This window comes from Calothrix sp. PCC 6303 (genome assembly GCF_000317435.1).
Taxonomy (GTDB): Bacteria; Cyanobacteriota; Cyanobacteriia; order Cyanobacteriales; family Nostocaceae; genus PCC-6303.
The window spans coordinates 1,092,099-1,105,873 of the sequence record NC_019751.1; the positions used below are offsets into that span (position 1 = coordinate 1,092,099).

The following is a 13,775-nucleotide window of genomic DNA, read 5'->3' on the forward strand; positions in this document are numbered from 1 at the left end:
TGGCAGTATTAGCTACATTATCATACAGCGATTAGTATATATGAATCATAAATCAGAAGATAGAATTTGTTATGGATGAGCACTTTTAATTCAAATTTTCATCCGAGTTCAACCAAATTTCTAAATCTGTGATTGCCGTAAAATCTAGTAAAGCTTCACCTAAATCCTCCAATTTCGGAGTCGGTAATTGTTGAATACGCTCTTGTAACTGAGGATTTAAAGCACCTACACGACGATTTAGTAAACGCAGAACCATTGCAGATGCTTCCTGTTGTTTGCCCTGTTCGCGTCCCTGTTCGCGTCCTTGTTCACGTCCCTGTTCGATTCCCCTACGTTCCCAACTTGTTAAAATTTCCATAACTTCTTCCTCCTGTCTTGGTTCAATGGTAGCAAGTTGTGATTTGAAGTTAGCTTCTTCCTCTATGTTCAATTCTAAATAAACATCAATAAATTTGGAAATTAACTCGATTTGTGCTGGGTTCAGCCCTAATGTTACAAGTAACTGTAGTGATGATAGTTTTACGGTAGGACGTTCTTGTTTGTCCATCCGCATTTTTGACATCAACGCACTAGCGACTGGATTTGGCTGGTTCACAAAATCATGCCAGTTGAGTTGATTAAGTTGAATCACCTTGTAGTTAAATTCTAGAGCTTTCCAACCAGGGAATTCAATGGTGTAATTGTTAGGTTCGCTGTCCCTGGGTGAATCATGGGAATAGAGGACTATGGGGTAAATGGGAAGCGAAAATTTTTCATGTAGACGTGCATAGTAGGTGAACATCCGCACGTTAAAATCGGCTTGACTAGATGATTGATGTTCGAGGTGGATGATAAATAACGAATCTTGATTTCGGAAAGATACGCGCACCACTAAATCAACGATTTTCTTCTCCCCCGCAGTGATATCTGTAAATACCTCTTGGGGTAGAAATTCGATTGTGTCGCGTTCCCAGTAGTTGGTAATATCGGGAAAAAATAGCTCAATAAATTCAGGAAAGAAGTTTTCTAAGAGCTTTTTAAATAGTTGGTCATGATCAATCATGAAACGATATGACTATTCTTGTTGGTAATACGAAATTAAGTATATGGTGTATGGGGCAAAGCCATTACACCAATTGGAAAACCAGCGGTTATTTTACGACTTGAAATCTTCCCAAATGTTCTTCACCTTGTCGTGAAGGTACAGAATTTAAAACAGGTTTTAAGGAGAGAATTTCAAAATCAGGTTGAAAGTATTCTCGAATTTCCGCTGGATTTGTACCAAAAGGGGGACCATCAGGTCTACTATGGGTAAAAAATAAACCAATTAGTTGTCCTTGGGGTTTGAGAATAGATTTGACGAGTTGTACATAATCTAGGCGAAGCGATCGCGCGATCGCACAAAAGCAGGTATGCTCAATTACGTAATCAAATTCACCTGCAAATTCTCCAGGTAAGTCGAAGATATCTCGCTGTAAAAATTCTGCGCTGATGTTTTCAGATTTTGCTAAAGTTGTAGCATCCCGAATCGCGGCAACCGTAAAGTCGAAACCAACTACTTCAAAGCCGTATTTAGCAAATAATATCGCATCATAACCACGACCACATCCCAACACAGCTACACGTCCTGGTGATGGTGGATTTTCAGATTTTAGCAGACTTAAAAAAGGCGGTGCAGCTGTTCCTAGATCCCAGCGTGTATTTCCTTCTTGGTAGCACTGTTCCCAATATTCTTGATTTGGCATAGGTTTTTCATAATCGGTGAATTTCAGAACTTGCACATTGACACAAAATATGAATATCGAGAAAAAGACATTTTTCGTAGGGGTTTAGCAATGCTAAACCCCTACTACAGCCTAGCTTTATGTACGATCTAAGAATGATTTATCAAAGCCTGAAATCCACTATTATCGTGAATCCATATCATGGTTAATTTGTACAGTGTGTAAATCCTAAATTTGTCCAAAAAAACACATAAATTAAAACTCCCCTCTCTCCAACATCGTTTCCTGTTCCCTTCCCAATTAAATCAATCCTTCCAAACTAATTTGCAAATCCTTCGTTAAATCCGCAACCGCTTGTCTGGCATTTTGACGACTACCCTTATAAACCTCATATCTATCAGACACAGATATGGGTTCACCAATGATGATTTTAGCCTTTTGCTTGCCCAAATCTGGACGTTTAGATGTGTTTTCCCCGGTGATTCGAGTCACCATTTGCCACAAAATTAATAGAGTTTCGGCAAAACGTTCAGCGCTGGGTTTTTCGCGGATATAACTACCTGTCACGGCAACAAAACTCTCCACCAAACGCATGTGCCACATTCGCATATTAGCTTCTTCGGCAATTCTATCTGCTAAACCTTTTTCCACAGCGGAAAGATTTTTGATATCTTTGAAATCTTCCCTAAATATACAGTTCCACCCAGCCTGTTCAACTTTGCGACATCTATCGCTGAGGGTTCCTTTAGGTTGGATATCAAAATAAGCTTCAGCAACTTGTAAAATTACATTTAATAGAGCTTTTAGTCTTAATGATAGAGCTTCATTGCGATCGCTTGGTAGTTCTTCGTAGTTAATTTCTGGTTTACAGCGATAGAATTTAGCATAGAAGTTTTCCACTATCGCCAGTAAGTGTTCTGCAAAACCGATTAAACGTCCATATAAATAGGAAATTTCTTCCCCTTTTTCGTATGGTGGTTTGACATAAACAGGTTGTGGACTCATCCCGCTTGTTACTCTCAGTTGTTCCAGCAAAGATGCGATCGCATTCCACGGTTCTTCTACATAATTATATTGAATCCCAACTGGTAAGATTATAACCTGTTCGGGTCTTCCAGCTTTTTGTAAGTCCTCAGCACACCAAAAACCCATTTGGGAAATACCAGGTTCCAATGGACTCATAATTTCCGAAAGTCCATTTGTCGCACCTTCGGGTGCAGCCGCCATCGGGAAAATACCATTGGCAAATAAGTCTCTGGCGCTTTTTAACCCAGTCCAATCAGCTTTTCCCCGTTGAATGGGGGTTCCCCCCAAATGCTGTGCCATCCAACCAATATGGGCACCTGCCCACAGGGGAATTCCCCGATCGTAGATAAAATGGGCATGGATGGGTGAAGTAAATTTGATGCCTTTCTGCTTGGCAACCTGTGGTACCAGTCGAGAAAATAAATATCCCAAGGCAATCGGATCATCCGTTTTCGGATGGCGAAATGCTAACATAAAGCGGATTTTCCCACATTGGAACTGGCGATACAAATCAGCCAAAACTTCTACATTCTCAGCTTCGACTTGGGTGAGTGTAGTTTGTGTCCTCATCCACAAAGGCAACAGCAAATTAGTTACTTGCAAAAACCAGGGACTATATTGCGGCGGAAGAAATTCTAAGGGTGGTTGTGCTTGATACATATATTTGGGAAAAGGTGCAAAGAGCAGGGAGCAAAGGGGGCAGGGGGAAGCGACTATCCAGACACAAGATTTTCGTACCTAGTCGAAACAAACCCCGTTTCTGGGATGATGAGAGGTTTTGAAAAACCATTCCTTTCTCTGCTTAAGCTAAACCATGTCTAAATTGCATCATCCAAAAATGTTTAACTCTTGTAGTGCAGGCATCTTGCCCGCGATATGCAAATTAAATGTGAAACAGCTTATCACATTGAAAAGGCTACTCCTTTCTTCTGCCTCCCGATTTCTGACTTCTGCCTTCTTTTAGATTTAAACTTAACCGAGAACGAGATCAACTTTAACCGAAAGAGGACAACGATGCGACTGTCACAAATGTTATTTGTCACACTGAGAGAGGATCCAGCGGATGCGGAGATTCCCAGCCATAAATTATTACTTCGCGCTGGTTATATTCGTCGCATCGGTGCTGGGGTTTATGCGTATCTCCCCCTGATGTGGCGAGTATTGCAAAAGGTATCCCAAATTGTCCGCGAGGAAATGAATGCAACGGGTGCTCAGGAAACTTTACTGCCACAATTACAACCTGCGGAACTGTGGAAAGAATCGGGACGTTGGGACACCTATACTAAGGCTGAGGGTATCATGTTTGCCTTCACCGATCGCCGAGAACAGGAAGTAGCTTTAGGTCCCACCCACGAAGAGGTAGTTACATATATAGCCAGGGACATGATTAAGTCCTATCGGCAATTACCTCAGCACCTCTACCAAATCCAAAGCAAATTTCGGGATGAAATTCGCCCTCGCTTTGGGTTGATGCGGGGACGGGAATTTATTATGAAGGATGGGTACTCATTCCATGCGGATGAGGAAAGCTTGAAGAAAACCTACAATGATATGTATACGGCATACAGTAATATGCTGCGTCGTTCGGGTTTAGCGTTTCGTCCTGTGGAAGCTGATTCTGGGGCGATTGGTGGTTCCGGTTCTACAGAATTTATGGTGTTGGCGGATGCTGGTGAAGATGAGGTTCTGTACACCGAAGATGGGAAGTATGCAGCGAATGTGGAAAAAGCTGTATCCTTGCCTGGGGATGCTGTTGCTTCGACTTTTTCCAGTTATGAAAAACGGGAAACACCTGGTACAGATACAATCGAAAAACTTTGTAAAAATTTACAATGTTCACCTACCCAAGTTGTCAAAAATGTGCTTTATCAAGTGGTTTATGACAATGGAATGACAGTATTAGTATTAGTAAGTATTCGTGGTGATCAGGAAGTTAATGAAGTCAAATTAATTAATGAATTAACCAAAGCAGCAGCCAACTACAACGCCAAAACAATCCTCAGTTTAACTGTACCCGATGCTGAGGCACAATCGAAATGGGCAGCCAAAGCTTTACCTTTAGGTTATATTGCCCCAGATATCAGCGATGATGTGATTAAGTCTGATAAAGATATTGCACCAAAATTCCTCCGCTTGGTGGATGCAACCGCAGTTGAATTAAAGAACTTTGTCACAGGTGCCAATGAATCTGGTTATCATGTCGTTGGTGCTAACTGGAATCAGCAAATTAAGTTACCTGAATCAATCGTAGATGTACGCAAAGCCAAACCCGGAGATATGGCAGTACATGATCCCCAGCAAACCATCAAAAGCGCCCGTGGTATCGAAGTTGGGCATATTTTCCAACTAGGTACCAAATATTCCGAAGCAATGGGTGCAACCTTCACCAACGAACAAGGTGAAGAAAAACCACTAGTAATGGGTTGTTATGGTGTGGGAGTATCCCGACTGGCACAGTCGGCAGTGGAGCAATCATACGATAAAGATGGGATTATTTTCCCAGTAGCGATCGCACCTTACCACGCGATTATATCTATTCCCAATATTAATGATGCAAACCAAGTAGAAGTTGCTGAAAAACTCTACCAAGAATTAAATCAAGCAGGTGTGGAAACCTTACTTGATGATCGCAACGAACGGGCTGGTGTTAAGTTTAAAGATGCTGATTTAATTGGGATTCCTTTCCGAATTGTGACGGGTAAAGCGTTAGCAAATGGAAAAGTTGAAGTGGTAAAACGCAAAACCAAGGAATCGCAGGAAATCCCTATTGAGGAAGTTGTAACAACTTTGTTTTCTTGGGTGGAGAAGGAAATAAAAGGTTGATATCCAACTCAAGCTTGTAGGAACGTGGATTTATTAACTTACCAAGTTCTCAACATCATTATGCTACGATGTGTTTACCCAACATCCAAAGAAATGTATCTTAGAGGATGTTTGAAAAGTCCTATTGTCGGGAGCAAAATGCTCTAGATCATTCTAAATCACCCGATAAATTGGGTGACTTTGATTCCAGCTACCCCCTTTTCAAGCGGGATTTAGGGGGATCTATGAAGATTTTGATTTTGTACAGAGATATATGTACACCATAGCCTTTTCAAGGGGGGCTAGTAGTAGGCTGTTGACTTTGTTGAAAATTGGGCGATTTTTGGTACTTTTGTTCGTGACGTTTAATATCTCGTTAAAACCCTATCAAAATCAAGCTTTCAGCCATCGTGACTATCCACGTTTTTTGCATGAATGAAATCCCGAAAAAGTCACAGAGTCAACAGCCTAGGCTAGTAGTCTGTCAAAATAAAAATGACGCTTGTAGAGACGTAGCAATGCTACGTCTCTACGGAATTGTGGATTTGTACACAACCGTCAAAATAAAATTGACAGACTACTACTACAGCACGGCGGAAATAAACCTACCATCGTAACCAGACAAAAAGCTTGTTTTATCGGCTTTATTCCTTCTGCCTCTCCGCAGTCGCTACAACGGGGCGGCAGCTTTGCGGGATCATCCGACTCCGCAAAGCTCCCTTCGGAACCCCCGCAACGCGCTGCTCTCTGCCTACTTACTTCTGACGAATTGTACTAGGGGGATATCTAAGTGCCTAAAATTACCGCTAAAAACTTTTAAAACAACTTATTCATAAATTCTCGTTTTTCAAGCTTGATTTCCCAACATTTGAAGATTGTGCAACGTAGCATAAAGTCCACCACTTCTGAGTAATTCTTCATGGCTACCCTGTTCGATTAACTCTCCCCGTTTGAGGACAAAAATCCGGTTGACATTGCGAATAGTGGATAGACGGTGAGCGATAATAATCGCGGTGCGTTCTTGTAGTAACTCATGTAAAGAATCTTGAATTAGGGCTTCAGTGCCCACATCTAAGCTAGCGGTGGCTTCATCAAGTACCAAAATTTGGGGGTTGCGAATTGCTGCCCGTGCAAACCCAAGTAGTTGTTTTTGTCCACTGGAAATGTTGGTTCCACGTTCTCGTAATTGGGTATGGTAGCCTTGGGGAAGTTGTTCAATAAATTGGGCGACGTTGGTGTCTTCTGCCGCTTGTTGGACTTCTTCCAAGGTGTAACCATCACCCAGAGTAATATTGCTTTTAACATCCCCTGCAAATAGAAATCCATCTTGAAGAATTACCGCCATGTAACGATGTAATTCGCCTTGAGGAACATCCCGAATGTCAATACCATCTATCAGAATTCGTCCACGACTGGGTTCGTAGAGACGACATAGTAATCTAATAATAGAACTTTTACCTGCACCTGTTGGACCGACTAGGGCAATTTTTTCACCGGGATGAATGGTAAAGTCTAAGTCTTTGATGACGTAATCATTATCTTTGTAAGCAAACCAAACATGATCGAAACGAATTTCTCCCTTGGGAATTGAAGGATTGCTTTGGGAGTTGAGGTTCTCAACAATTTCATCAATATAACCAAACTCTATTTCCGAATTTCTAGGCGTGGAGTGAATATGCTTAGTGTCTTTCTCTGAAGAAATATCTCGAATTTCAATAGGTTCATCCAGAATATCGCTAACTCTTTCGATGGCGGTAAAACCAGCTTGGATAACTGTGAATTTTTCCGCGAATTGCTGTAATGGTTCAAAGAGTTTTTGGGCGTAAAATATGAATGAGGCAAGTACGCCAAATGTCAATTGTTTTTCCAGTAATAACCAACCTCCAACCCAAAGTACGGAAGCGGTGGCAACTAGGGCAATCCATTCTAGGGTAGCGGAAACAGAAGAATCAAAAAAGATGGTTGTATCGACTTCATCTATATATTTTTGGTTCTTGGTGCGAAACAGTTGGCTATTAAATTTTTCCCTACGGAACAGTTGAACAACGTTAATCCCGACAATATTTTCTTGGAGTTGGGAATTGAGGACTGAGAGTTCTTCCCTAGCTTTGTAGTTGGCTTGACGGTAACGATACTGAAAATAAACAATTAAACCGGAGATGGGCAGCAGCATCAATAGTAGTAAACACGATAGTTTCCACTCGATGGAGAACATAAATCCAGCAATTACCAACATGGAAAATAAATCGGCGATAATGCCAATTGCCCCGGTGGAGAAAACATCACCCAAAACTTCTACGTCACTGGTTAAGCGTGTGATTAGTTTACCAACAGGGGTGCGATCGAAAAAACGTACCGCTAAGGATGTGACATGTCCAAATAAATCTTGGCGGATTGCGGCGGTGATTTGTTGTCCAACTTTTTGAACTAAATAGCCTTGATAACCTGTGATGGAGAGACGAATGATTACAGTCAACAGTAATAAAGCCTCAATTATATGTAATCCTTGCCACATTGTACCCTGGCGAAAAATGCTGTAGGTGGTGGGTTCATTGCGAATTAGGGATATTGCTTGTCCAATTAATAATGGTTGTACAGCATTTGCGATCGCAACAGGAACAAGCAGCAACATTCCTAAGGCAAGGGTACGTCCATGACGACGAGCATAGGGTACTAAGCGTAAAAATAACCGCCAGTCAGTTTCACGACGACGGTTCCCTGTATATGGTTGTTTCACGGATTTGGTAGCGCTCATATTATCAGTATTTTAGATCACAAAACTCGCTTCTTCTCCTAATGAAGCTTGCCAACTGCGAGCATCGTAATACAAGTCAGCTAGGGTAATACTGTATAGGGCTTCTTGGAGTTTGCGGTTTAATCTTTTCCAGAGACTAATTGTCACCCAATCTTCAGCCTGAGTTGGGGTGAGTGAATCTTGGGGGAGATGGGTAATTTTTTCCCCGACTGCTGCGAGGATTTCCCCGATGGAGATTTTTGTTGGTGGTTTAGCTAGCAAATAACCGCCTATGCTTCCCCGAACTGATGTTACTAATCCAGCGCGACGCATTTCAATTAGTAGCTTTTCCAGATAGGGTGCAGGGATGTCTTGACGGGATGCGATCGCTTTAACTGAGACTGGGCTATTTCCTTTCTGCAAACTCAGATCCAGTAATGCTTTAACGCTATAGTGTCCCCTTGTCGTCAGTTTCATAAATAATAGTACAGTTTTAGATCCAGTTGCAATTCTATTGAGATCTCAATTTTCGGGAATTTTTAAGTCAAAATCAGCCTTATTTACTGATTTATCCAAGTTATCTATTTGCTAAACCTGAGGTTTACGGCTCAGATGCAAAGACAGCAAAACCCTAGCCACAGAATACTGAATTTTAATTACTGTATCCCGAATTCTATTTGCATAAAGCTGCAAGGGTAATGATTTGTTTTAGATTTTAGTTGTGTCTGTAACTAGTTTATTCTATTGTCATTGTATATGCCATTATCAAAATTAGGAAGTAAATAACCTTTTGAGGGTCAGTTTCTGAATTTTACCAGAGGGTACTGCATTTGCCGCTGACAAAATATAGATATAGTCATCAGCATTCACAGCGTTCTCAAAAATAAAATGTTTCAATAATATTAGAATGATTGCAACATTTACTCCTACTTATGTAATATACTAGGACTTACGCATTGACGGGATGGTAAAATAATGCATTGGAAAACGGTGTCGTCTACTTTCAAGGTATCGGACAATTAGAGAAATCAGCAAACCCTCGACAGCACAATGTAATTTGGAACATTACACCCTGTTCTTGCTATCGGAGCCAAAGCATGGAGGGTGCAGTCGATTGGCAGAAATCTTGGGAGATGTTTCACATGATAGTGTGAATAGGTTTTTGCTGAGAGAAAGATACGAGCCAAAAGATTTATTTGACATAGTAAAAGAGATAATCAATATAGAAGGAGGGATTTTAAGTGTTGATGATACAGTAATAGAAAAGCTGTACAGCAACCCAAAATACGCAGAATTAATTGGATATTTTTGGTCTGGTAAATATCATAAAACGATTAAAGGTTTAAATTTAATAACACTTTATTACAGCGATATTCGAGGCAATTGTGTTCCCATAAATTACAGGATATACGATAAGAAGGAGGGAAAAACCAAAAATGATTATTTCCAAGAGATGCTAATAGAAGTGACTGATTGGGGATTAAAGCCGCGAATAGTCACAGGGGATAGTTGGTACTCAGGAGTAGAAAATCTGAAATTTTTGAGAAACCAGAAATTAGGTTTTTTATTCGGAGTTGAAAAAAATAGAACAGTATCAAATGAGCCTGGAAAGTACTGTCAGGTAAGTACTTTAGAGATTTACGATGAAGGTTTGATAACTCATTTAAGAGAATTTGGATTTGTAAAGTTGTTTAGGAAAGTGTTTAAGAAAGAAGACTCTAGACACTACATATTTTATCAGCCTGATGACGAGAATCAGAAAGAAGTCTTACAACAAATAACTAGAACTGAATTTATCACTATTCATGACACACATTGGGGTATTGAAAGTTTCCATAGAGCAGTAAAACAGCTATGTGGCATTTGTAGGTTTATGGTTAGAGATAGCCACGCAATCAAAACACATATATTCTGCTCACTTCAAGCATTTGTTCGTTTAGAGAAAATGCGTTCTGAAAACATCATTGACAATTGGTATGAAGTACAAAGGAATCTATTCACAAAAGTTATTCGTGAATATGTTTTGGATAACTTGAATGCTAGTTGTGCCGCTTGAATACATAAACTAGCTTTCCTGTCAATGCGTAAGTCCTATATACTTGGCAAGGCTGATCTAAAAACTAAAAGGTTATCTGCTCTTTCTTGTAAATTGTCAGCTAAAATAAAATCGATTCGACCACTTCGACCATTCATTTTCACTCTAAGTTGATGGCTAAACAGAAAAAAATTGAACCACTCCTCGGCGAAGACTTGCTCAAGAAAGTCAAGGAGCTAGAGAATCTCAGCAAGGAAGATAAAGCTAAAAAGTGTGGCTACTATACCGTTACTAAAAACGGTATCGAGCGCGTCAATATGATGAAATTTCTAAATGCTCTAATTGACGCTGAAGGTATTCAGTTGGATACCTCATCAGGAGCAAATGGACGGGGTGGACGCAGTGCCAGTTATCGCATTAGTGTTCAGTCCAATGGCAACTTACTAATCGGTTCAGCCTACACTAAGCAGATGAATCTCAAGCCTGGAGATGAATTTGTGATTACTTTAGGTAAAAAACATATTCGTCTGAGACAGTTAGAATCAGACGAAAAAGAAGAAAGTGATGCGTTGGAAGCAACTGCTTAAATTAGTGATTCTTCACTAGTCATTAGTTTTGATTACAGGAATTATTGACTGGTGACTACTAACTGTAGGAACTGGCTTCATAAGTCTATCTGTTTGATCTGGTACAGACAAATGATGGCGTAAAGCTTTCCGTGTCACAGCCAAATCGCAAGTCAGAGCTATCTGTTCTCGTTCTAGTAAACCAAGAATACATTCATGGTTTCCTTTCGCTACCACTGGTAATTGATGTAAGCCGCGCACTGCCATTCGGTCTAAAGCTTCACACAAAGGTTCATCGTTATAAGCATAGAGAATATCAGTAGTAGAAATTTCAATTATGGTTTGATGGCTCAAATCTTGCTGAATTTCAGTAGTTGAATTTGGGTATTGTTGCCAATAAGAAAGGGCACGATTGATATCTTCCAGTGAAATAATACCGATAAGTTGCTCTGCTGCATCAATTACCAATGCACTGCGAGTGCGATCGCACCACATTTCTAATGCTGCCTCCAACACATTCATGGTTGCTGGCAGTTTTTTAGGTTTTAGATGCATCGCATCTTCAACTAAGATTTGTTGCAGTATTTCAATTTGTTCATCTTTTAATGATGAAAGTCCAATTTGCTGAAGATTAGAGTTGGAATTAGTATTGGGTTTCATTCTTTCAACTAACCAGAAACTTAAACCCACAGCTGCCATCAATGGTAAAACAATTCGGTAGTCACGCGTTAATTCAAATAGTAATAATATTGATGTCAATGGTGCCCGCACACTAGCGGCTAAAACTGCTGCCATTCCCACCATGGCATAAGCCGGTGGTGCTGCCATATGCTCGGCAATACCTGGCACCACTAACGCCAAAATCTTGGCATAAGCTTCACCAAAGGTTGCCCCTAAAAACATCGCTGGGGCAAATACACCACCAACTAATCCACTCCCGGCACTAATTGCCGTCATTGCTAATTTAACTACAAGCAATGACAACAGTAACTGCATCGATAATTCCACATCTTGCAGCATTGCTTGGATTGTCCCATAGCCGATGCCCAAAATTTGCGGAAATTTTAACGCCACAATTCCTACTAATGCCCCACCAATAATAGGATGAGTTGATTTAGGAATCTTTCCCAACCATTTTAAATAGGGAACCGTTCCTGCAAAACAAGCTTTGGCAAACCTTCTAGCTTGGGTATAAACAAGAGATATTAGACTGGCACCCAAACCTAAACCCAGGTACATGGGCAACTCCAGGGGACTACGTACATCGTATGCAGGTAGAGCAAAAGCAGGCTGTGCCCCTAAACCAATTTGAGCCACCAATCCAGCCAACACTGCTGCCAGTAGGACTACACTGACAGCCGATGTTGCGAATGATGTTGCCCCTAATACTACTTCCAGAGCGAAAAATACTCCAGCGATGGGAGCATTAAACCCAGCAGCTAGTCCTGCTGCTGCCCCTGCTCCCAGCAGCAGCCGTTGTCGTTCTTGGGATACCTGTAATATTTGCGATAGTAACATGCCAAAATTGGCACCAATTTCGACACTAGGTCCTTCGGGTCCTAAGGATGCGCCGCTTCCTAGGGAAACCGCTGCTGCGATCATTTTTGTCACCGGACGCAATTGCCGCTTGACATCGCCTGTTTCGGAAGCCGCAATTAAAGAATCGAGACTAGGACCAAAATCTTGGGTGCGCCAACGCATTAAACCAACTATTAATCCTCCAAGGGTTGGTACGCAGGCAAGAGTCCAAGCACCCCACCCACCGATGACACTCATAAGATCTTCCAACATGAGATGGTGGACTAGTTCAATGAGATAATGGAAAGTTACAACACCCATTCCTGTGCCACCACCGATGAGGATGGCAAGGAGTAAGACTATGGTTTCAGGGGATGGTTGGAAACGGTTCAGCAGATGAGTGAGACGATGGGAAGAAACAGAGATAGTAGGCTGTTCTGCCACCTTCCTAAATTCAGCCAGAGGCAGGAGTGTCATTATGGAGATGAGAAATCTAAATAAAAAATTTAATATTTACGCGTTACTCTTTATTGTCAGCGATCGCGCTCGTGCCAGACAAGCTATATTTATGCATTTTGCAAAGCTTTCGTAAAAAATTATAGTCAAACAGAATTTTTTTGAGGAAAATGTTTAAATGGGAGAAAATTTGGAGGTAAAGTCTGTCAGGGGTCGATCCCCGTGGCGATCTTTACGTCAAAGCACTTCCTCGCAGGGTTCTATTTTCGGGTCACTTTTGCTTGATTGTGGTTATACTTGTGTTGCAGCCTTAAAATCGTACTGAGCAGAAAAGTAACTGCATGTATATTTTGACTATATCGAACGAGACTGGAAGATCCCATGTATGATGTTCGGCGATCGGAAATAGCTATTTTAATCAAGTTAGAGCGGCACGAATAGGAGTGTGGATGCCCATACTTGGAAGCCTCGTTGTTACGCGGCAAGTTCTCTCTAACAAAGCTAATCAGTGGACTAGACGGACTAGGTAAATGAATACACCTATATTTGATAACTATTTAACCTGCCCGATTTGCCAACGGAATCTCACAGCCAAGCCAGTCAAAACATGTACGGGTTTATTTTCCTGTCCCTATTGTCAGGAGAGGCTAGTTGTTTCCCAAAGCGGGCATTTTGTTCGTGACCCTTTTATTTTAAGGCAAGTTATTATTTCTTCGGCTCTGCGTCGTCAAAGTCATCCTTTAGCAAGAATCTGCCGCGACTTTATTCTCTATAAACGTCCTTTAGTGGCGTTAGTTTTGGGCAGCATGATTGTATTCGGAATGCTGGGTGTAATGCAACAAAGCACTAGTGTGGAAAATAATCGGATTGAGAAGAGGGAATAGGGAGAAGAGGAAAAGGGGCAGGGAGTAGGGGGGTTAAGATGGAGATTGTAG

General features: G+C 41.2%; 10 protein-coding genes. 4 read left to right on the forward strand and 6 right to left on the reverse strand.

What is annotated here, in order from left to right:
* Positions 1 to 85: 85 nt before the first annotated feature.
* The 3 genes from CAL6303_RS04505 to CAL6303_RS04515 form a co-directional block, all read right to left on the reverse strand.
* On the reverse strand, positions 86 to 1,042 hold the full coding sequence (locus CAL6303_RS04505; RefSeq protein WP_015196647.1) for a DUF4351 domain-containing protein: 957 nt from the start codon (positions 1,040 to 1,042) through the stop codon (positions 86 to 88).
* An 88-nt stretch (positions 1,043 to 1,130) separates the two neighbouring features.
* On the reverse strand, positions 1,131 to 1,724 hold the full coding sequence (locus CAL6303_RS04510; protein WP_015196648.1) for a methyltransferase domain-containing protein: 594 nt from the start codon (positions 1,722 to 1,724) through the stop codon (positions 1,131 to 1,133).
* Positions 1,725 to 2,003: 279 nt separating this feature from the next.
* Positions 2,004 to 3,389, reverse strand: coding sequence for a phospholipid/glycerol acyltransferase (locus tag CAL6303_RS04515; protein ID WP_015196649.1), 1,386 nt, complete (start codon positions 3,387 to 3,389; stop codon positions 2,004 to 2,006).
* Between the two features lie 354 nt (positions 3,390 to 3,743).
* Between CAL6303_RS04515 and proS the strand changes: the two genes are divergently transcribed.
* On the forward strand, positions 3,744 to 5,552 hold the full coding sequence (gene proS / locus CAL6303_RS04520; protein ID WP_015196650.1) for a proline--tRNA ligase: 1,809 nt from the start codon (positions 3,744 to 3,746) through the stop codon (positions 5,550 to 5,552).
* A gap of 826 nt (positions 5,553 to 6,378) precedes the next feature.
* Here proS and CAL6303_RS04525 read toward each other — a convergent pair.
* Together CAL6303_RS04525 and CAL6303_RS04530 are read right to left on the reverse strand one after the other, a co-directional pair.
* Positions 6,379 to 8,286, reverse strand: a complete 1,908-nt coding sequence (locus tag CAL6303_RS04525) for an ABC transporter ATP-binding protein (RefSeq protein ID WP_015196651.1) — start codon at positions 8,284 to 8,286, stop codon at positions 6,379 to 6,381.
* Between the two features lie 12 nt (positions 8,287 to 8,298).
* Positions 8,299 to 8,742, reverse strand: coding sequence for an Rrf2 family transcriptional regulator (locus CAL6303_RS04530; RefSeq protein ID WP_015196652.1), 444 nt, complete (start codon positions 8,740 to 8,742; stop codon positions 8,299 to 8,301).
* Between the two features lie 601 nt (positions 8,743 to 9,343).
* Here CAL6303_RS04530 and CAL6303_RS04535 point away from each other — a divergent pair.
* Together CAL6303_RS04535 and CAL6303_RS04540 are read left to right on the forward strand one after the other, a co-directional pair.
* Positions 9,344 to 10,321 carry a transposase gene (locus CAL6303_RS04535; protein WP_083866358.1) on the forward strand — a complete coding sequence of 326 codons (978 nt, stop codon included), beginning with the start codon at positions 9,344 to 9,346 and terminating at the stop codon, positions 10,319 to 10,321.
* A 152-nt stretch (positions 10,322 to 10,473) separates the two neighbouring features.
* Complete coding sequence (locus CAL6303_RS04540) at positions 10,474 to 10,887, forward strand: AbrB family transcriptional regulator (RefSeq protein ID WP_015196655.1); 414 nt, start codon at positions 10,474 to 10,476, stop codon at positions 10,885 to 10,887.
* Positions 10,888 to 10,902: 15 nt separating this feature from the next.
* On the opposite strand, the gene CAL6303_RS04545 is transcribed toward CAL6303_RS04540, so the two are convergent.
* The gene (locus CAL6303_RS04545; protein ID WP_015196656.1) at positions 10,903 to 12,861 is read right to left on the reverse strand and encodes a chloride channel protein; all 1,959 of its coding nucleotides are present in this window, start codon (positions 12,859 to 12,861) and stop codon (positions 10,903 to 10,905) included.
* A 509-nt stretch (positions 12,862 to 13,370) separates the two neighbouring features.
* Here CAL6303_RS04545 and CAL6303_RS28995 point away from each other — a divergent pair.
* The gene (locus tag CAL6303_RS28995) at positions 13,371 to 13,724 is read left to right on the forward strand and encodes a hypothetical protein (RefSeq protein ID WP_015196658.1); all 354 of its coding nucleotides are present in this window, start codon (positions 13,371 to 13,373) and stop codon (positions 13,722 to 13,724) included.
* The last annotated feature ends 51 nt before the right edge of the window (positions 13,725 to 13,775 follow it).

Bases quoted from the DNA above. Each gene is read 5' to 3' on its own strand.
- CAL6303_RS04505 (WP_015196647.1), bottom strand. From the start codon at position 1,042: ATGATTGATCATGACCAACTATTTAAAAAGCTCTTAGAAAACTTCTTT.
- CAL6303_RS04510 (WP_015196648.1), bottom strand. From the start codon at position 1,724: ATGCCAAATCAAGAATATTGGGAACAGTGCTACCAAGAAGGAAATACA.
- CAL6303_RS04515 (WP_015196649.1), bottom strand. From the start codon at position 3,389: ATGTATCAAGCACAACCACCCTTAGAATTTCTTCCGCCGCAATATAGT.
- proS (WP_015196650.1), top strand. From the start codon at position 3,744: ATGCGACTGTCACAAATGTTATTTGTCACACTGAGAGAGGATCCAGCG.
- CAL6303_RS04525 (WP_015196651.1), bottom strand. From the start codon at position 8,286: ATGAGCGCTACCAAATCCGTGAAACAACCATATACAGGGAACCGTCGT.
- CAL6303_RS04530 (WP_015196652.1), bottom strand. From the start codon at position 8,742: ATGAAACTGACGACAAGGGGACACTATAGCGTTAAAGCATTACTGGAT.
- CAL6303_RS04540 (WP_015196655.1), top strand. From the start codon at position 10,474: ATGGCTAAACAGAAAAAAATTGAACCACTCCTCGGCGAAGACTTGCTC.
- CAL6303_RS04545 (WP_015196656.1), bottom strand. From the start codon at position 12,861: ATGACACTCCTGCCTCTGGCTGAATTTAGGAAGGTGGCAGAACAGCCT.
- CAL6303_RS28995 (WP_015196658.1), top strand. From the start codon at position 13,371: ATGAATACACCTATATTTGATAACTATTTAACCTGCCCGATTTGCCAA.